The organism is Pseudomonas sp. S2_F07, from assembly GCF_054668325.1.
Map to the genome: position 1 here is coordinate 1,170,701 of NZ_CP162758.1, position 19,340 is coordinate 1,190,040.

General features: G+C 61.2%; 18 protein-coding genes and 1 pseudogene. 12 read left to right on the forward strand and 7 right to left on the reverse strand.

The annotated features are described in order from the left end of the window. Positions 1 to 12 precede the first annotated feature (12 nt). The 6 genes from AB4O40_RS05055 to AB4O40_RS05080 all read left to right on the forward strand — a co-directional run bounded on the left by AB4O40_RS05055 (position 13) and on the right by AB4O40_RS05080 (position 4,780). Positions 13 to 333: a hypothetical protein gene (locus AB4O40_RS05055; RefSeq protein WP_223542631.1), complete on the forward strand. Its 321-nt coding sequence runs from the start codon at positions 13 to 15 to the stop codon at positions 331 to 333. Then, the gene (gene moaC, locus AB4O40_RS05060; protein WP_056727925.1) at positions 330 to 836 is read left to right on the forward strand and encodes a cyclic pyranopterin monophosphate synthase MoaC; all 507 of its coding nucleotides are present in this window, start codon (positions 330 to 332) and stop codon (positions 834 to 836) included. The genes AB4O40_RS05055 and moaC overlap by 4 nt, the downstream gene beginning before the upstream one ends. Beyond that, positions 833 to 1,084 (forward strand): molybdopterin converting factor subunit 1, encoded by a 252-nt coding sequence (gene moaD, locus AB4O40_RS05065; RefSeq protein WP_046044028.1) that lies wholly within the window; start codon positions 833 to 835, stop codon positions 1,082 to 1,084. Before moaC ends, moaD begins: the two co-directional genes overlap by 4 nt. Before the next feature lie 3 nt (positions 1,085 to 1,087). Beyond that, positions 1,088 to 1,576 (forward strand): molybdopterin synthase catalytic subunit MoaE, encoded by a 489-nt coding sequence (gene moaE / locus AB4O40_RS05070; RefSeq protein ID WP_223542632.1) that lies wholly within the window; start codon positions 1,088 to 1,090, stop codon positions 1,574 to 1,576. Positions 1,577 to 1,619: 43 nt separating this feature from the next. Then, positions 1,620 to 2,978, forward strand: a complete 1,359-nt coding sequence (gene chrA, locus AB4O40_RS05075) for a chromate efflux transporter (RefSeq protein WP_056727929.1) — start codon at positions 1,620 to 1,622, stop codon at positions 2,976 to 2,978. 506 nt (positions 2,979 to 3,484) lie between these two features. After that, entirely contained in the window at positions 3,485 to 4,780 is a 1,296-nt protein-coding gene (locus tag AB4O40_RS05080; RefSeq protein WP_460160157.1) for an NAD(P)/FAD-dependent oxidoreductase, read from the forward strand. A gap of 150 nt (positions 4,781 to 4,930) precedes the next feature. Here AB4O40_RS05080 and AB4O40_RS05085 read toward each other — a convergent pair. After that, positions 4,931 to 5,017, reverse strand: a pseudogene (locus tag AB4O40_RS05085) (DeoR/GlpR family DNA-binding transcription regulator); the annotation flags it as partial. 405 nt (positions 5,018 to 5,422) lie between these two features. On the opposite strand from AB4O40_RS05085, the gene speF reads away from it, so the two are divergent. Beyond that, positions 5,423 to 7,606 carry an ornithine decarboxylase SpeF gene (gene speF, locus AB4O40_RS05090; protein WP_223542633.1) on the forward strand — a complete coding sequence of 728 codons (2,184 nt, stop codon included), beginning with the start codon at positions 5,423 to 5,425 and terminating at the stop codon, positions 7,604 to 7,606. A 50-nt stretch (positions 7,607 to 7,656) separates the two neighbouring features. Here the strand turns inward: speF and ppk2 are convergent, their stop codons facing one another. Both ppk2 and AB4O40_RS05100 read right to left on the reverse strand, forming a co-directional pair. Next, a complete protein-coding gene (gene ppk2 / locus AB4O40_RS05095; RefSeq protein WP_056727933.1) occupies positions 7,657 to 8,475 on the reverse strand; it encodes a polyphosphate kinase 2 in 819 nt (272 codons plus the stop codon). 58 nt (positions 8,476 to 8,533) lie between these two features. Then, on the reverse strand, positions 8,534 to 10,255 hold the full coding sequence (locus tag AB4O40_RS05100) for a SulP family inorganic anion transporter (protein ID WP_056727935.1): 1,722 nt from the start codon (positions 10,253 to 10,255) through the stop codon (positions 8,534 to 8,536). Between the two features lie 382 nt (positions 10,256 to 10,637). Between AB4O40_RS05100 and AB4O40_RS05105 the strand changes: the two genes are divergently transcribed. Beyond that, positions 10,638 to 11,090, forward strand: coding sequence for a hypothetical protein (locus AB4O40_RS05105; protein WP_056727937.1), 453 nt, complete (start codon positions 10,638 to 10,640; stop codon positions 11,088 to 11,090). Between the two features lie 280 nt (positions 11,091 to 11,370). Beyond that, the gene (locus tag AB4O40_RS05110; protein WP_236709759.1) at positions 11,371 to 12,318 is read left to right on the forward strand and encodes an AraC family transcriptional regulator; all 948 of its coding nucleotides are present in this window, start codon (positions 11,371 to 11,373) and stop codon (positions 12,316 to 12,318) included. A gap of 244 nt (positions 12,319 to 12,562) precedes the next feature. On the opposite strand, the gene AB4O40_RS05115 is transcribed toward AB4O40_RS05110, so the two are convergent. The 3 genes from AB4O40_RS05115 to AB4O40_RS05125 form a co-directional block, all read right to left on the reverse strand. After that, complete coding sequence (locus tag AB4O40_RS05115; protein ID WP_460055727.1) at positions 12,563 to 14,482, reverse strand: tyrosine-protein phosphatase; 1,920 nt, start codon at positions 14,480 to 14,482, stop codon at positions 12,563 to 12,565. Between the two features lie 250 nt (positions 14,483 to 14,732). Then, positions 14,733 to 15,248: a hypothetical protein gene (locus tag AB4O40_RS05120; protein ID WP_409079604.1), complete on the reverse strand. Its 516-nt coding sequence runs from the start codon at positions 15,246 to 15,248 to the stop codon at positions 14,733 to 14,735. A gap of 120 nt (positions 15,249 to 15,368) precedes the next feature. Then, entirely contained in the window at positions 15,369 to 15,842 is a 474-nt protein-coding gene (locus tag AB4O40_RS05125; RefSeq protein WP_223542409.1) for an anti-virulence regulator CigR family protein, read from the reverse strand. Positions 15,843 to 16,291: 449 nt separating this feature from the next. Here AB4O40_RS05125 and AB4O40_RS05130 point away from each other — a divergent pair, with 449 nt between their 5' ends. Beyond that, on the forward strand, positions 16,292 to 16,528 hold the full coding sequence (locus AB4O40_RS05130) for a hypothetical protein (protein WP_056727946.1): 237 nt from the start codon (positions 16,292 to 16,294) through the stop codon (positions 16,526 to 16,528). A gap of 190 nt (positions 16,529 to 16,718) precedes the next feature. Further along, the gene (locus AB4O40_RS05135; RefSeq protein ID WP_056727948.1) at positions 16,719 to 17,456 is read left to right on the forward strand and encodes a hypothetical protein; all 738 of its coding nucleotides are present in this window, start codon (positions 16,719 to 16,721) and stop codon (positions 17,454 to 17,456) included. A gap of 33 nt (positions 17,457 to 17,489) precedes the next feature. Here the strand turns inward: AB4O40_RS05135 and AB4O40_RS05140 are convergent, their stop codons facing one another. Continuing rightward, positions 17,490 to 18,293, reverse strand: coding sequence for a hypothetical protein (locus AB4O40_RS05140; RefSeq protein ID WP_056727950.1), 804 nt, complete (start codon positions 18,291 to 18,293; stop codon positions 17,490 to 17,492). Between the two features lie 632 nt (positions 18,294 to 18,925). On the opposite strand from AB4O40_RS05140, the gene AB4O40_RS05145 reads away from it, so the two are divergent. Beyond that, complete coding sequence (locus AB4O40_RS05145; protein WP_056727952.1) at positions 18,926 to 19,219, forward strand: hypothetical protein; 294 nt, start codon at positions 18,926 to 18,928, stop codon at positions 19,217 to 19,219. The last annotated feature ends 121 nt before the right edge of the window (positions 19,220 to 19,340 follow it).

The window sequence follows — 19,340 nt, forward strand, 5'->3', positions numbered from 1 at the left end:
TGTTTGCCCGGCTTGATAGACATCACCAATCAGCACATCGGAACAAGCGATTGGACGCGTTTAAAAGTTACCCGTAGCCTGAACTTAATCCAGCGCTTCGAGGTTCTTTTCATGTTGTGCAAAGTTGAACAAGCCGATGTTCGAAGCGACACTAACGCCACCGCGCCAAAACCATCGGGTGTGAACTTTGGCGAATACGACAATGCCGCGTCAGTTTGTCAGGCGACGCCTCAACCTGATTCACGTCCCCCACCGCAACGCACCACGCATTTACAGCCCGGCATGATGCCTTCACCCGATCACCGCGCCGGCAAGCGCAGGAACCTTCCATGACAGACATTGCAGATGCATCCCCCGATGGCCTGACCCACCTCGACCGCCAGGGTCGCGCCAACATGGTCGATGTCAGCGAAAAAGCCCCCACGCAGCGCGAAGCCCAGGCCCAGGCCTGGGTGCGCATGCGCCCGGAAACCCTGAAACTGATTCAAAGCGACGGCCACCCCAAGGGCGATGTATTTGCCGTGGCGCGGATCGCCGCAATCATGGCGGCGAAGAAAACCCATGAGCTGATCCCGCTGTGCCACACCCTGCTGCTCAGTTCGATCCACGTCGAACTCAAGGCCTGCACACCGGACAGCGTGAAAATCGTCGGCACCTGCCGCGTCGAGGGCCAGACCGGGGTCGAACTCGAAGCCCTGACCGCCGTCAGCGTGGCGGCGTTGACCCTCTACGACATGTGCAAGGCGGTGGACCGCGGCATGGTCATCGACGACATCCGCCTGCTGAGCAAACAAGGTGGCCGCTCCGGTCATTTCAAGTTCGAGGACGCACAATGATCCTGATCAATTACTTCGCCCGTTACCGCGAGCAGCTCAACCTGGGCGGCGAAAAACTGCCCCTGACCGACAGCCTCAAGACCATCGAGGACGTGCGCCGACTGCTGATGGCTCGCGGTGAGCTGTGGAGCCATGTGCTGGGTGAAAACAACCTGATGTGTGCGCTGAACCAGGAGCTGTGCCATCCGGACCGGGTGATCGAGGACTATGACGAGATCGCCTTTTTTCCGCCGGTCACCGGGGGTTGAGGCATGACGGTTCGGGTCCAGCGTGAAATGTTCGACGTCGGCCGCTTGATCGACAGCCTGCAGGCGAACGATCCGGGGGTGGGTGCCGTGGTCAACTTCGTCGGCTACGTGCGCGACATCAATCAGGGTGAGGCGGTCACCGGGTTGTTTCTGGAGCACTATCCGGGCATGACCGAACGCTCGCTGCAAACAATCATCGACAACGCCAGGGCCCGATGGCCACTCCGGGCCGTGAAGATCGTGCACCGGATCGGCCCGTTGTCGGTCAGCGAGCCGATCGTGTTTGTCGGTGTCAGCAGCCCCCATCGTCAAGCGGCTTTCGAGGCCTGTGCGTTCATCATGGACTTCCTGAAAACCGACGCGCCGTTCTGGAAACGCGAAGACGTGGCGTGCGGCGCACGCTGGGTCGATGCCCGTGACAGCGACCGCTCGGCTCTCGAGCGCTGGGCAGGTACGACGCATCAGGCGGCTATGCAACGCGCCCCGGCGTAGCTACAGTCTTTGGCTCCAAGCTTTCTGCACAAGGAATTCCCGCTTGAGCCCCACGCCCTCCCCGATCACCCAACAGGATGTGCCGCAGCCCCGGTCCATCAGCCTGCGCGAAGCCTTCCTGTTCTGGCTCAAGCTTGGCTTCATCAGTTTCGGCGGGCCGGCCGGGCAGATTTCGATCATGCATCAGGAGCTGGTCGAGCGCCGGCGCTGGATCTCCGAGCGACGCTTTCTGCATGCCCTCAACTATTGCATGTTGCTGCCCGGGCCCGAGGCTCAGCAGTTGGCGACCTACATCGGCTGGCTGATGCACCGGACCTGGGGCGGTGTAATCGCTGGCGTGCTGTTTGTGTTGCCATCGCTGTTCATCCTGATTGCGCTGTCCTGGGTGTACATCGCCTTTGGCGAAGTGCCCGTGGTCGCCGGACTGTTCTACGGGATCAAGCCCGCGGTCACGGCAATCGTGGTGCAGGCAGCTCACCGGATCGGCTCGCGGGCGCTGAAGAACGGCTGGTTATGGGGCATCGCCGCCGCGTCCTTCGTAGCCATCTTCGTGCTCAATATGCCGTTTCCGTTGATCGTGCTCGGCGCAGCGGTCATCGGCTTTTTCGGCGGACGCCTGGCACCGGAAAAATTCAGGACCGGTGGCCACAGCGCGGCGAAAAAGTCCTTCGGCCCGGCCGTGATCGACGACGACACCCCAACCCCCGGACACGCCCGTTTCAGTGGCTGGAAACTGGCGCGCCTGGCCATTATCGGTGCGATCTTGTGGACGTTGCCCATGGCCCTGCTCACCGCGCTGTTCGGCTGGGAAGGCACGCTGACCCAGATGGCCTGGTTCTTCACCAAGGCCGCGCTGCTGACCTTCGGCGGCGCCTACGCGGTGCTGCCGTATGTCTACCAGGGCGCGGTCGGTCACTACGCCTGGCTGACGCCGACGCAAATGATCGACGGCCTGGCACTCGGTGAAACCACGCCAGGTCCATTGATCATGGTCGTCGCCTTCGTCGGGTTCATCGGCGCCTACGTGCTTCAGGTCTTCGGACCGGATCAAGCGTTTGTCGCCGGTGCCGTGGCCGCCACGCTGGTGACCTGGTTCACCTTCCTGCCCTCGTTCCTGTTTATCCTCGCTGGTGGACCGTTGGTGGAATCGACGCACAACGAACTCAAGTTCACCGCGCCGCTGACGGCCATTACAGCCGCCGTGGTGGGCGTGATTCTCAATCTGGCCTGTTTCTTTGGCTACCACGTGCTGTGGCCCAAAGGCTTCGAAGGAGCACTGGACTGGCCTTCGCTGCTGATCGCGATGGTGGCGGGCGTTGCATTGCTTGGATTCAAGCGCGGAGTGATCGAGGTGTTGATCGGCTGCGGGTTGATCGGCCTTGTCGTGCACCTGATGTTCTGAATCAAACATTTACACGCGGCCCAATCCTCCCTAGTATCCAGCCATCCCCGGATGGCTTGTTCCACTCGCCACCGACGATTTCCGCCGCCGGAAACCTGCGCCATGCGTACTTTGCCGTCAGAACAGCACCTGCTGAACCTCTCGAACCTGGCCACCTCGCTGCTGGCCGTGGACGGCATTGCATGAAGCGCATCGTCAACCTGCCCATGGCCCTGCGCCGCTCCAAACTGCGTCACTCCGCACGTCCGCCGGATAGCATCCTGCCCGCCTGATCGGCGAGCCCCCTCCTTCGCTATCCCGGTCCGCGTGAAGCTCAGCCATACACAGAACCTGTGGGAGCGGCGGTGCGGCGATCCGACTTGCTCGCGAAAGCGGTGTGTCATTCAGCACTGATGTCGGCTGAAAGTACGCCTTCGTCGGAACGCCGCCCGGAGCAAGCCCGCTCCCACAATGACTGCGCTCACCTGACCGGCATTGGTTTCTCCCAATTCTGCCTGGACACCGACATGACTCAACGTTGCAATTCCTACTACACCGCCACCCTCAACCAGGACACCGATTACCCGACGCTGCAAGGCCGGCACCGGGTTGACGTGGTGATCATCGGCGGCGGTTTCACCGGCGTGGCCACCGCCGTCGAGTTGGCGGAAAAAGGCCTGAAGGTCGCCATCGTCGAAAGCCACAAGATCGGCTGGGGCGCCACCGGGCGCAACGGCGGCCAGGTCACCGGCAGCCTGTCGGGCGACGAGGCCATGCGCAAACAGATGCGCCGCAGCATCGGTGATGAGGTCGACGATTTCATCTGGAACCTGCGCTGGCGCGGGCACCAGATCATCCAGCAGCGCGTGGAAAAATACGGCATCGCCTGCGACCTCAAGCACGGTCACCTGCACGCGGCGTACAAACCCGCGCACATGGTCGGCTTGCGCAAGGATTACGAAGAGGCGGTACACCGTGGCATGGGCGACGAAGTCAGCCTGCTCGACCGCAGCCAGGTGCGCGACCTGCTGCAAAGCGACCTCTACCACGGCGCGATCAAGAACACCCGCAACATGCACCTGCATCCGTTGAACCTGTGCATCGGCGAAGCCCGAGCAGCCGAAAGCCTGGGCGCGTTGATCTTCGAGAACAGCGAAGTGCTGGAGATCATCCACGGCGATGGCCTGCACAAGAGCCCGGGCGTACGCACCGCCCACGGGCAGATCGACGCCAGCCAGGTGCTGCTGGCCGGCGACGTCTACCACAAGCTGGAACCGGGCAAGCTCAAGGGCAAGATTTTCCCGGCCATGGGCGGCATCGTCACCACCGCGCCCCTGGGCGATCTGGCCGGGCAGATCAACCCCGAAGACCTGGCGGTCTACGACTGCCGTTTCGTGCTCGACTACTACCGCCTCACCGCCGACGGTCGCCTGTTGTTCGGTGGCGGCGCCAACTACAGCGGCAAGGATTCGCGGGACATCGCCGCCGAACTGCGCCCGTGCATCGAGCAGACCTTCCCGGCGCTCAAAGGCGTGGCCATCGACTACCAGTGGAGCTGCGCGATGGGCATCGTGATCAACCGCATCCCGCAACTGGGCAAGCTGTCGGACAACGTCTGGTATTGCCAGGGCTACTCCGGCCACGGCATCGCCACCACCCACATCATGGGCGAAATCATGGGCCGGGCGATCACAGGAAAACTGGAACAGTTCGACACCTTCGCCGCCTGCCAGCACATCCGCGTGCCCATGGGTGACCTGCTCGGCAACCCGATGCTCGCCGCCGGCATGTGGTACTACCAGATGCTTGAGCGATTGCGCTGAGCCATTGGTTGCACATCCAGCATTGATGTTGTTTGTGCCGCCCTCTTCGCGGGCAAGCCCGCTCCCACAGGGTTCGTTTGCCGGCCTCGATATTTGTGGTCGACATCAACCCCTGTGGGAGCGAGCAAGCTCGCTCCCACAGAGCCCCACTCAAGCCTGCACCACCTCAATCCCCAGCGCCCGATAGTCCTCGACATTGCCAGACGCCAAATGCCGTTCGGTGATCAGCGTGTGCACGCCGGTAATGGTGGTTTCCACCGGCAGCGAACGCGCGATCTGGTGCCGAACCGGCCAGGTATCATTTTTTTCGATTTTTCAAATCATTACGCCGAATTTTTTATTTTCCCGTGACCTGTTCAAGATGGCGCCGTCACTCATGTTTCGGATGGAAACCTCATGAATATCAATTTTGCTTTTGCGTGCATGATCGTGGTCTCGTTCACCATTGCGCTGGTACACGCCTGACCGGCCGGTCGCGAGGCGTCAAGATGTGCAAGGTCGCGGTAAAAGCCTGACAGATCAGGAATATGCTCTATAACCAGTGGTGACACGATTTCCGATCAGGGGAACTGGAAGGCTCTCCCGGAAGTTGATCTCTAAAAATGCAGCGGACAATTGAGTGCCCGCCAGGAGACACCACCGATGAAAGCCCTGAAAATCGCCGCCAGTGAAGGCGCATCCGCTTGTTTCCTGAACGCCCGGGAGGTGGTCCCGCTCGGTCACACCGACTTCACCGACGTCGCCGTGGCCGTGGTGTCGGTCAATGATGTGCTGGCCGGTTCCCTCGACGTCATTCAGCGCACCGGTTTTGATATACCGATCTTCCTGGTGGCGTCCCCCGGCACCAGCACCCGCCCCCGGGAAGTCTACAAACACCTCAATGACGTGCTGCTGCAAGTGAACGGCATCTTCGACCTGTCCCCCAGCAACGTCGAATACCACGGCAACCAACTGGAAACCGCCGCCAAGGCCTATGAAGAAAGCCTGCTGCCGCCGTTCTTCGACGCGCTCAAACACTACACCGAGGCGGCCAACGCCACCTTTGCCTGCCCCGGTCACCAGGGCGGCCAGTTCTTTCGCAAGCACCCGGCCGGCCGGCAGTTTTTCGACTTCTTCGGCGAGACGCTGTTTCGCGCCGACATGTGCAACGCCGACGTCAAGCTCGGCGACCTGCTGATCCACGAAGGCCCGGCGCTGCTGGCACAGAAACACGCCGCGCAGGTGTTCAACGCGGACAAGACCTACTTCGTGCTCAACGGCACCTCGGCCTCGAACAAGGTGGTGACCAACGCCCTGTTGACCCCCGGTGACCTGGTGCTGTTCGACCGCAACAACCACAAGTCCAACCACCAGGGCGCGCTGTTGCAGGCCGGTGCCACGCCGGTCTATCTGGAAACCGCGCGCAACCCTTACGGCTTCATCGGCGGCATCGACGCCCACTGTTTCGAAGAGGACTACCTGCGCGAACTGATCGCCGAAGTCGCCCCGGACAAGGCCCAGCTGCCACGGCCGTTCCGCCTGGCGATCATTCAGCTGGGCACCTACGACGGCACCGTGTACAACGCCCGGCAAGTGGTCGACCGCATCGGCCAGCTGTGTGACTACATCCTGTTCGACTCGGCGTGGGTCGGCTACGAGCAGTTCATCCCGATGATGAAGGACTGCTCGCCGCTGTTGCTCGATCTCGACGAGAACGACCCGGGCATCTTCGTCACCCAGTCGGTGCACAAGCAGCAGGCCGGTTTTTCCCAGGCCTCCCAGGTGCACAAGAAGGACCGCCACATCAAAGGCCAGGCGCGCTATTGCAACCACCACCGGCTCAACAACGCGTTCATGGCCCAGGCGTCCACCAGCCCCTTCTACCCGCTGTTCGCCTCGCTGGATGTCAACGCGCGCATTCACTCGGGTCGCAGCGGCATGCGCCTGTGGGAAGACTGTGTGAAGTTCGGCATCGAGGCGCGCAAGTTGATCCTCGAAGCCTGCACCATGGTCCGCCCGTTCGTGCCCTACACCATTGAAGGGCGCGCCTGGGAAGACTATCCGACGGAAGAAATCGCCAACGACATCCGCTTCTTCGAGTTCCACCCCAAGGACCGCTGGCACGCCTTTGCCGGCTACGCCGAGAAGCAGTACTTCATCGACCCGTGCAAGTTGCTGTTCACCACGCCGGGCATCGACCCGGTGGACGGCAGCTACACCGACTTCGGCATACACGCCGGCATCCTGGCCAACTTCCTGCGCGAGAACGGCATCGTTCCGGAAAAGTGCGACCTCAACTCGATCCTGTTCCTGCTCACGCCGGCCGAAGACTGGGCGAAGATGACCCACCTGGCCGCGCAAATCGCCCGCTTCGAACGCTTCATCAGCGATGACGCGCCGATGAGCCGGGTGCTGCCGGCGATCTACGCGCAGCACCAGGAGCGCTATCGCAACTACACCATCCGCCAGCTCTGCCAGGAAATGCACGACCTGTACCGCCATCACAACGTGCAGCAACTGCAGAAGGACATGTTCCGCAAGGAGCACTTCCCGAAAAAGGCCATGAACCCGCAGCAAGCGCAAATCGAGTACATCCGCGGCAACGTCGAACTGGTGGCGCTGGCGGAGGCCGATGGGCGTATCGCCGCCGAGGGCGCGTTGCCTTATCCGCCGGGGGTCTTGTGCGTGGTGCCGGGAGAGATCTGGGGCGGCGCGGTATTGAAGTACTTCCTGGCCCTGGAAGAGGGCATCAACCGCTTGCCCGGTTTCACGCCGGAGTTGCAAGGGGTGTACCTGAAGCAGGAAGGCGGTCGTACCCGGGCGTATGGGTATGTGATCAAGGCCTGATGGCATGCAGCAGGAGCCGGTCCGGGCCGGCTCCTGTCCAATGCATCGTTCTAGAATTTTTCCGCGATGAATTTGAACGGATAGTTCGGATCCCGATAGTTACCAGGACTTTGGCGCTTGGGCAGTTTCACCTTCGCCCGCGGTACTTCCTCATAAGGAATACTGTTGAGCACATCGCTGATAATGTTCAGTCGCGCCCGTCGCTTGTCATTCGAGTTGGCGACCCGCCACGGGGCGAAGTCTGTATCGGTGGCCTCGAACATGTCGTCCCGGGCACGGGAGTAGTCGTACCAGCGGTTATAGGACTTGAGGTCCATGGGCGACAGCTTCCAGATCTTGCGCCCGTCGGTGATACGCTCCTTGAGGCGTCGGGTCTGTTCCTCCTGGCTCACTTCAAGCCAGTACTTGATCAGGATGATTCCCGATTCCACCAGTGCCTGCTCGACGCGCGGCACCGAGGTGAGAAAATTGCGCACCTGCTCTTCGGTGCAAAAGCCCATGACCCGCTCGACTCCGGCGCGGTTGTACCAGCTGCGATCGAAGATCACCACTTCACCGGCCGCCGGCAGGTGCGGCAGATAACGCTGCACATACATCTGGCTTTTTTCCCGCTCGGTCGGCGCCGGCAGCGCCATTACCCGGAACACCCGCGGACTGACCCGCTCGGTGAGCGCCTTGATGGTTCCGCCTTTGCCGGCGCCATCGCGGCCCTCGAAGATGATGCACACCTTGGCGCCCGTGTGCTGCACCCACTCCTGCAGCTTGACCATCTCGACATGCAGCCGCGCCAGTTCCTCGAGATACACCTTGTTCCTGAGCTTGCCGCTTTCAACCGGTTTGCTTTTGCTTGCCGCCTTCTTCTTCGCCATGCCAGTTAACTCCTTCAATGCGTCACATAGCGTCCGGAGTGTCCCCGGCCGCGTTCATTCAGCGTCGACTGCGCTGATAATGTTCAACCGCCAGTTCCAGGTTCAGGAACATGCGCGCCTCGCCCAGCGCATGGCCCAGGGGGGCCTTGATGACCATCTCCCATACGCTCGGGCTCATGCCCACCAGCCACAATGAAATGCCTTTTTCCTGCAGTTGCTGTTCCGCCCCGGTGAGCATTTTCAGCGCGGTGTATTCCAGGTCGAACACACTGCGCAGGTCCAGGACCACGACCTTGGGGTTCGCCACGTCAATCAGCGGGCGGATCTTGTCGGCGATGCGCTGGGCATTGGCGAAGAACACCCGCCCTTCGGGCCTGAGCAACAGCAACCCGTCAAAGTGTTCGTCGTCTGCGTTGTCCGTGGCCTGCGGACGATAGACGTTGGTGCCGGGCTTGCGTCCCAGGACATGCACGGGCGGGTCCGAGACCTGATAGGCCAGGGCCAGCAACGAGACGATGATCGCCACGACGATCCCTTGCAGCGTGCCCAGCAGGATCACGCCGATCATGGCCACCACGGCCCAGGCAAATTCGGTACGGCGAACCGACAGGATCTCGCGAAATTCCGCCGGCTCGATCAGGCCCACCGAATACACGATCACCACGGCCGCGAGCGTGGCGTTGGGCATCAGGCCAATGAGCGGTGCCAGCAGCAGACAGGTGCCCAGTGCCAGTGCGGCGGTGACCAGTGCGGCCAGTTGCGAGCGGGCGCCGGCCAGGCGGTTCACCGCCGTCTGGGTGGTGCCGCCACCGGCGACCATGGCCCCGAGAAACGCGCCACCGATGTTGGCAACGCCCGTGGCCAGCAGTTCCCGGTTCGGTTGTGGCGCGGGCTCGTCACTGCGGGCGAACGCGCGCCCCGCCGCGATGGTTTCGGTGAAACTCATCAGCGCGATCCCCATCGCCGAGGACCACAGGGTCTCGGCCATCGACCATACCGGCAGGGTCGGCGCGGGCAACCCGATCGGCACCACGCCGACGGCGGACACACCAAAGCGCTCCAGGCCAAACAGGCTCATGCCGATGATGCCAAGCGCCACCGCAATCAAGGGTGCGGGCAGCCGGGGCGTAAATCGCTTCATGCCTACCAGCAGCAGGACCATGAACACGCCGACCGCCACGGTCGGCAGCGAGGCATGGCCGGCGCTCTGGACCGTGGCCACCAGGTTGTGCAGGAAGCCGCCTTTGTCGATGTGCGTGCCCAACAACTTGGGCAACTGGTCGAGCACGATGACCACGCCGATGCCGGCCTTGAACCCCACCAGCACCGGTTCGGAAATGAAATTGGCGACGAAACCCAGGCGCAGCAGTCCCGCGACGATGAGGATCGCGCCCACCATCAGGGCCAGCGTCGCGGAACCGGCGAGCAAGGTCGCCGTATCGCCATCGGGGCTGATCTGGCCCAGTGCGGAGCCGGCGAGAATGGCCAGGGTGGTCGTGGTGCTGACGCTAAGCGGGCGCGACGTGCCGAGCACGGCATAGATCACCATCGGCACCAGCGCCGTGTACAGCCCGACCTGCACCGGCAGGCCGGCAATGGTGGCGTACGCCAGCGCCTTGGGTATGACCACCGCCGCTGCCGTCAGCCCGGCGACCACATCGCTGCGCAGCCAGTCTGGCCGGTAGTTGCCAAGCCATTCCGGGATCAACAGGCTGCGCAAGGTTCCCCGTTGTGGAGCACCTGGAATCCGCTCTTGCGGATGGCTGCCTTGTTGATTCATCAGTCACTCCAGTGGCAAATCTTCCATGCGGATGATGAGTGGGCTCAACTGACCGCACAATCCTTTAACTGCACGCGCAACCATTGCAAACCTTCATCGGCATCAAAGCGCGTGTGCCAGCAGGCAATCAGCTCGGGCTCGGGAAATTCAAAGGGTGGGGCATGGGTCGAATACACCGGTAAATGTCCGGGTAATGGCGCTCGGTAGATTACAAATGTAGCCGGTTTGTGCGGCGATGAATGGATTCGTTGATTCAGGCTCGAAGGCGTCCATCACGTCCTCGCTGAAAGGGGAAGCCTCGTATGGACGACGTCATGAAAGCGATAAATGAGCTATACCCGCTAATTCCCCCCTTGCAGTTCTTCAACCCAGGAGTTTGGCAATGAAGCTCAGAACCTCACTGGCAGCACTCATGGTTGCGGCAAGCCTTTTCGGCTGCACCACTTCATCGACCCACGGCGTGAACGTCAACCTGGTCGCCACCCGGCAAAACGCCGGTCAGATCGGCACTGTCACCTTGACCGACTGGGACAAGAAAACCGGGCTCAGTTTCTTCATCAGCGGTGCTCCAATGGGGGTTACCCTGCCCCTGCGCCTTTACTCGTTCATCAATAACGGCACCTGCCAGCAACCCGGGTCAGTCGCCTACGCGATGAACGACACCGTCAACACCGAAGCCCAACCCGTACGCGGCTGGTCTTTTACCCGGACCGCGCCTGTGCCGTTGCAAACCCTGCTTGACGGCAAATATTCGGTGGTCGTGCGAACGGCTCCGACCGATGGCAACGTCGATATCTTTTGCGGGGATATCAAGGCAACAGAGCCGGTGAAATAGCCGCGCCCTTGCAAGCCGGCCCACGCCCGAGTACCGCTCGCGCCACCGGTTGTCCGGTGCGAGCGGTGGCGTCGGATGGACGGAAACGGGGGCGACGGCAACAACCGGTAACAAACCTGTCATTACTCACTGATAACGTCCAAGCGTTTTCCCGAATCGCATCCGCTCGATCTCCGATCGCCCCAGTTCCCTGTACCGGGGCTTTGCCCATCCGCTCAAGGTGCCACTTCAGGTGTACGCAAGCACGACGCGCAAGCAAATCATCATCAGGTCCGACGACATGAGCTGCGACGACTTTGGCGCGTTGTTCTCGAACCTGTTCGGCAACCTCTATAGCGACTCACCGCCGCCGCCGAAAAACATCATCATCGGCGGGGTCTACGGCCGGCACGAAGGTGTCAGTTTTCGTCGCATGCACTATCGCGGTGACTTCACGGTGGCTTTTCCCGCCCCCCTTGATGAAATCACCTTTGTCATCCCCACCGCCGGCAAGATCATCTTCAACCACGTCACCGAGTCGGTCGGCTTCGCGCAGACAGGCCTGGCAATCGACAAGGCCGAGGTCCACTCGACGCGCTTTGTCGACAACCACGCACAGCACGGGATTTCGATCAGCCGCCGGCTGATCACCGAGCGCCTGTCGACGCTGCTGGGTAAACCTATCCTGCAAAAGGTGCATTTCGAGCCGGTGGTGGACCTGAATGTCTTGGCCTTGCAGGGCATCCGCGCATTGATTGACCTGGCCACGGGCACCGAGTTCGACCTGCTGATCAACAGCGGTTCGCTGATGCCTTCGCGTCTTCGCGAGATGCTGGTCGATGCGGTACTGGAAGCCTGGCCGCACAACTTCACCGAAGCCCTCCGGCGCCCTTCCCCATCGATTGCGCCACGGCATGTGAAGCTCGCTGTCGAGTACATTCAGGAGCACCCCGATCACCTGGCCAGCGGCACCGAGCTGGCGCAATTGACCAACGTCAGCCTGCGCGCTTTGCAGGAAGGTTTTCAGCGTTTCATGGGCACTTCGATCGTTGCCTATCAGCGTCAGGTCCGCCTGGAGCGCGCCTTTGCCGCACTGTCCCAGGAGGTATCGCCGTCGGTGACAGACGTGGCCTTGCAACAGGGTTTCAGCAATGTCGGGCGGTTTTGCCAGTATTTCCAGAGTGCCTACGGCATCAGTCCCGCAGACGTGAGAAAGGGCCTGCGAGCGCGGCCGATGGCGATCAATTGAGGGGTTAGCGGGAGCACTCGCGAAAGCGGAATGTCAGCCGCCCTCTTCGTTAGCTGTGAGTCCGCCTTCGCGAGCAAGCCCGCTCCCACACTTTGATCGGTGTCGAACACAATTCCCGCGTACGACAAAAAACCACTGTGGGAGCGGGCTTGCTCGCGAAGGCGGAGTGACATTCAACATCTACGTCGACTGACACGACCACTTCGCGAGCAGGCTCACTCCCACAGATTGCCTCAACTGATCGTCAGAACAGATAACTGGCCTTCAGCCCGCCATTGAAGCCGTGGCTATCGCCGCCACCGCTGGCGCCGACTTCTGCCCCCACGCTCCACGGACCAAGGTTGGCCATGACGTTGACGCCACCGGTGAACTGGTCACGGTTGTCGAAGGCGGCTTGCTGTTCGATGTCCAGCCCCAGCAGTTGCCCTTCGCTGTCGACCTCATGGTCACCCAACACATGCTCGTAGCCCACTTGCAGGCCCGGCACCACTTGCCAGGCACCGAGGCTGACAGGCGCAAAGGATGCGTTGAGGTTGGCCACCGCGCTCTTGCGGGTCTCGTGGATGCCGTCGACGTCCAGGGCCAGTTCGCTGCCTTTTTCCTGGAAACCCGACAGGTTGACGTGACTGATCCGCACGCCGAGGCTCGGTTCGAGGGTCACGCCATTCACCGGTACACGGTAACCGAGGGCCAGGGTCGCGCCGGTGAGGTTGCCATGGCTGTCGCCCTTGGCCGTGCCCAGACCGCCGCCCAGTTCACGCTTGCTCTCGTAATCGAGATAGCCGGCGCTGGCATCGGCATCCACAAACAGGCCGCGCTCCAGGCCGTTCGGGGCAAAGCGTGCGCCGACGCTGAAGAAGGTCAGGTCAGTATCGGCCTCGCCACCTGCGCCACCGACATTGCCGCTGCTGTAGCCAAAGCCGGCATGGGCGCTGAGCTGTTCGGAAAAGCGCTGGGTCAGGCCGATCATCATGCCCTGGCTATGCTCGTTGCTGCTGGAGGCCTGGGAGGAACCATCGGTGCCCAGATACCCCGCCAACGCTGTGCTCCACAGGCGATATTGCCCGGCCTTGAGGTCGATTCCGCTGGTGAACGGCGCGGCGGCCTGTTCGATCATCGCGCCCTGGCGCAGCAGGTAGCTGGCGGCGTCGGCGTGCACCTGACCGCCGACGGTGGACTCCACGCCCCCGAGGCTGCGGGCATCGATGGCCGACTGCAGGTAGTAGTTGTAGGCGCTGTAGGTGCCCGACAGGTTGCTGTTCTGCAGTTGCTGCAACAACTGCGCGCCGGCCGCGGCGTTGCCAGCCAGGTCCGCCGCGCCCGGCAGGCTGTTGTAGAACACCATCTTGCCGCGCAGCACGTAGATGGTTTCCTGGGACAGGCCGAGGCCTTCCTTGAGGTAGTTATCCATCGTGCCGTACTGCGCGGTCACCTCGTCCAGGCCGGCCTGCAGGTAACTGGCCTCTACACCGATCAACGGGCCATAGATGGTCCCCAGGTTCGGTGGCAACGCCGCCAGGGTCGCCCTCATACGCGCGGCGGTGTAGTCGTTGGTCGCCAGGTAGTTGCTCATGATGGTGGCATCGTCGAGCCCGGCGATGCTTTGCAGCACAGCGGCGGTCCAGCCCGTGCGGTCCTTGCCGGCGGTGCAGTGGAACACAGCCGCGCCGTCGACCGTGGCCAGCTCATTGAACAGCTGGTTGAACTCGCTGCGCATCCCAGCGTTGCGGACGAAATCCCGGTTGGTGTCCTGCATCATGGCGGTGGCTTCGGCGGCGCTGTGGAACGCGACGTTGGTGACGTTCGCGCCCGACGTGGAGCCGCCGATGATGTCGATGTTGGTGTACGTCGCACCCGCGGGCATCGTGTCGGGCGTAGCGGCGATTTCGGTTGGCGTGCGCAAGTCGTAGACCGCCTTGATGCCCAGGCCGTTGAGGGTCGCCAGATCCGCCGCCGATGGCGTCAGCGCGTTGGAGCGGTAAAACACCCCGCCCCGCATCGTGCCGTCATTGGCCGTGGTGTACGCGGTGGTGAGACCGGCGACATCGCGCAAGTTATCGATGCTCTTCAGGCGTGGTGTGTTGAGGGGGACAGTCTCGGCAGCCTGGGCGGCAGCGATGGACAGGCTCAAAACAGACAGCGAACACACAAGTCGTTGGAACACAGTGCAGCCTCATTGAAATCGCGTTGGGCTGACTAATATCTACATTGAAATGGCGCTGAACATGACAAATCGCCCGCGTACGCAAATCACTGCGCGATGTGTCCAGGTGGCTCGTTTTCTGTCCGTGTAATGCCTGTTGTGCTGGCGGGGAACAAGCTGCGCGGTGGTCGCCGATCAATTTCCAGGCATAAAAAAACCCGCCTTGCAGCGGGTTTTTTGCTTTTTTAGAAACTGATCTGTCGCCGCGAACTCAATGGGTTTTTTTCGAGGTCGACAGCCCGGCTTTACTCAAGCCTTTGGTGTTGTGCTCACCCGGCGTCGAGGCCGAAATGGCCGTGGCCTTGGCGACGCCACGAGTATCCTTGGAATGGGCGATGCCCGAGGTCGTGCTGCCATGACCGCTGTCATCGTTGCGCGCACTGCCGTAGTGGTTCCCGCTCAGGCCATGGTCGCGCACGGATTTGCCAGCATGGTCGCTGTCCAGCCCGTTGCCGCGGCCGTTACTGCCGGAGTGGCCGGTACCGGCGTGTCCGCCACCCATGCCGCCGCCGTGACCTGCGCCGTTTCCGCCACCATTACCACCGCCGTTACCGCCGCCATTTCCACCGCCGCCACCGCCGCCGTTTCCGCCGCCACCGCCACCGCCACCGCCGTCCTTCGCGTATGCGGAGCCCATGATCGACAGGCCATCAGGCAGCAAAGGGGCGGCTGCAAGCATCATGGCGCATGACATTACAGCAACGAGACTCTTGTTTTTAAAAAGCATGATTGCTTCCATAGGAGGTTGATATCGCGTTAGGTATGACGCGATATCCCTCCAACAGTTCAAGTACCACGACAAACGGCTGGAGCACTTTGAATCAGCGGGAAGACTACCTTCCACACGTCAATCAAACGCACCGTCGAGAATTTCATAGACAAGCCCGGTGGCCAGCGCAACCAGGATCAGGTCCGTGCCGACTTGCTGCCATTCGTAGCCATCATAGTGGGGCAGCCTGCCGACGAGTCGGCCATCGAGTTTTTTGGCGATACCGGGTGGAAGCGGCTTGCCTCGGGCAAGGTTCTTCTGAATACCCGGTGGCAAGTCAGGCCCTGGGCTCCAGTAGCCCGTATTCACACCAATGATCTCGAGCACGCTGCCACGGTTGATGCTCGGGCCATTGCTCCAGTCCCCGCCGCCGCCGGAATTCTTGTTCTTGTTGCCATGACCACCCTGGTTGCCCTGGCCCTTGTTGCCTTGGTTGCCATGGGTGACTTTCCCGCTACCCTGGCCATTACCGGGATCAGCCAGCGCCGTCACCGAGCCGCAGACCAGAGCCAAACAGGTAACAGCTGCAATCAATGATCGAGTCCTGAACATGATTCATTCCTTCGTCGTGGGGAATATTCCCTGAATATTTAGATGTTATAGACGAAGTTGGTTCCATCAAGTCACCAACCGCCAAACCGTCTACGCTCATCCGATCGAAGCCTTGCAGGCGTTTGCCGGAGGATGGGGCTTGTCAATTATAGGCATCTCACTGCGCTTGCTCATCACACAGCCCTGACATCCGAAAAACATGCCAGTACCAACGTGGCCGCCACTGCACTCATCAAGAACGCGTTGCGACGCTTCGACGTGAATCCACGCTTGATACGTCGCAGATACTTCAAAGCGTGGCGCTGTTTCCCGATTGTTACCTCAGCGGCGCAGTTGTCACTTCTGCGCCGCCGAACGGGCCAATAGAGTATGGCCGTCGGTGTGGAACAGGGTCGTCGACTTGTCGGCCCGCGCTTGCACCGATCCCCCCATCACGGAAGAGGTGAATCATGAGTTTCGTCAAAGTGGAAAAAAACCAGAGCAGCGCCCCGTCGGATGCCGACATGAAAAAAGCCATGTTCGAGGCGGGCGGCAAGCCGGACGAGGTCACCGGGACCAATGCCGCCCGCACCCTGACCTACACCGGCGTGGTCAATCACACGGTGTACGAGAACAAGCTGATCGAGATCGCCAAGGGCAAACGCACCAGCTGGAACTTCGTCTGGGCCGATGCCCGGGCCGCCTGAGGTCAAGGCGGGGCGGTCGATCGGCTGCCCCGCTGGCTCAGCCCCTGATACAACCCCGATACCCGCTTGTAACACCAAGACACTTAGCCGCCCTGCCCCTCGACCCTAGAGTGAAGCCGTCAATGGACTGCAGCGCCAAGCGCCAGCAGCCCATTATTTGCCCAACACACCACCAAGGAAGAGGGAAACCATGAGCAAATCAATCGCTGTCAGCCAACAGAGCCAGCAGCTTCACAATGATGTGCAAGAAGCCGTCAAGTCGATCATGGGTGCAACGCAACTGAAGGCGTCAGATTACGGCCGGGTACTGAGGTCGGCCCTGGCGGCTTCGCAAAAAACCGTCACCATCGAAATCGCCGCCGGAGACCTGACGCTGCTGAAGAAGTCCGGCTACAAGCTGTGCTTTGCCAAGAAGGTAGGTGACGCCGACTACAACGTGGTCTGGCAGTCCTATGACGCGTACCTGAGCAACAACGAGTTCAGCTGGACGCCGCAGTATCAGCTGTTCGCCTCCAACGTGTTCAAGGAAAACGTGCAAGTCAAAGTCTCGACCAACATCGTCAACATTGGCCTTGGGCAAACCTCGACACTTGATGAAAGCGGCCTGCTGAGCCCGGCGGTAACCGGTGGCCCGGACACTTCCCTGACTTTCGTGAACAACTACGCGCCGATTCATCCGGGGGTCAACCAGTTGTCCACCGGTATCGATGGCAATCAGGTCAGTACGCCAATCTACGTGGCCGTAAACCAGGTCGTCACCGGCAATACCGTGCTGACGCCGGTGGAAACCATCCTCGTGTGGTTCGAACAGAACGTACAGACCAGCACCATGTTCAGTACCTCACGCTCCAAGGCGATCGAAATCGACCTGACGTTCGATAACACCGCAGCTCGCCTTTACGAAGGCGGTCAGTGGAAAACCGTGTAACCGTCATGCCGGGGCAACCTTGCGGTTGCCCTTTCACTCCTCTTTGCCCGTCGTGGCGAAGTAGCCCGTCAGCGAGCGACAGATCGACTGCGCGAGGTCCTCCTGGGTGGCGATGCCATAGGGTCGATCACGATCGAACTGCGCCGACCAGCGAATCCGCCCCTGCGCCACATCCACCAGGCGCAATGACGCTCGCACCCGCGAAGGCTCGACCCGCACGCTGCCCTCCAGGCAATAGCTGTAACGCCCGCCACGCTTGAAGTCCGGTACCGGCTCGCTGTTGCGTGCCACCCGCATCAACACATGATTGGTCCCGGTCTGCGCCTGCTCGAACGACTCGAACAATCGGCAGCTCAACTCCTCGCACAAGCCCCGGGTAAAGTCATCGCCATCGCGGGTGAGGCAGGTAAACGGCTGGATCTGGACCACCGGATGGCGAGTGCCGACGCCCTTGGGCCGCAGCCGCTGATAGGTCAAGCGATAACACCCGGGTGGAATGCACAAACGCACCGAGTCCTGCTGGCCGTTGCCGGCGTAATGCGCTGCGAGCTTGCGCCGCAAGCGCCCCACCTGCACTCGCACCACCGGATCGTCGCCCGTGCAATACACTGCCGGGTCACGACGAAACACCGCGATGCCGATGGCGTGTTCGGTCAGCGGCGTTTTGCAAGCCTGAAGGTCGTGCTCGACCAGAAAGCGCAACAAACTGCCCATGCGCCTGGACTTGGCAAACAACGGGCTGACCAGCAACAGTGCCAGCACCCGCTCGATTTCTTCCCGATCGAGCGGCTCGGGAACCCCCGCCGCAGTCGGATCGGCCATGCTTTTGATCACCATCGCCTGCCTCCGTGCAGGTTGCCGACAGGAATGGATGTCGCACTCCGTGATAACCCTTGCAGCGTGAGCAGGAATGGGGCTCGGGCACTGCAACGACCAAGCGTAGCAGCCGTGTTGATATCGGCAGGCAATTGCGATGGTAGCAACCCGCCATCCGACGAACGTTCAATTTTGACGTCTGAATAATTTGTAGGAATTTACCCCCCGTGACGAGGGAGCTTGCTCCCGCTGGGCTGCGAAGCAGCCCTCATCCCTTGCAACTCATTTCCTCAGACACACCGCAGCGCCCGGTTTTACGGCGCCGGAGCCGCCGAGCGGGAGCAAGTTCCCTCGCCACAGGGGGCTTTTGGCGTCCTACAGGCCGGTTGCAGCCGTCGAAATCCATGCCTAATGTGCGCCGGTCGCTGACTTGAGTTGGCGATTGGGTTTCGCAGCCCTGTAGAAGAAGGAACACAGCTAAATGACAACTGTGGCAAAATTTGCCGCCGTTTCGTTTTATGGCGGCTGTGTGTGGGAGACCTTCGGGTCTGCCGGCTTGACTCTTCTCCGGTCTGCGAACCCGCACATAGCTGCCACCCATTTGTTTCGCAGCAAAAGGTGGCACTTCACGAACCTTTGAAGAGTTCTACCTTATGACAATGCAAAATCCGCCTCGCCGCTTCACCCCCATGAAACAAATCGCAACCAGCTACCCCGTCCTCCTCATCGACAGCGACGCCCCGCTGCGCGAACTCCACAACTGCGCCGCCGAACGTCTCAACGCCGTCCTGCAATACCTCAACCTCATGGCCTGCACCAGCCTCCCCGACTACGCCGAAAACGACATCAACACCGTCACCAACATTTCGCGGATTCTGCTTCAGGATGTGCGGGATGTGTTTGGGGTGATCGAGCAGCGAGGGTTTGAGGGGCCGAAGAAGCAGTGATATTTTTCAAGCACAAAAAACCCGCATTTCTGCGGGTTTTTGTTGCTCGCTCAAAATCTCACTTTTTGCTTTTCAACCGACGACCGCACTCAGACTAAAGAAATGAAACCGAGCAGCGGAA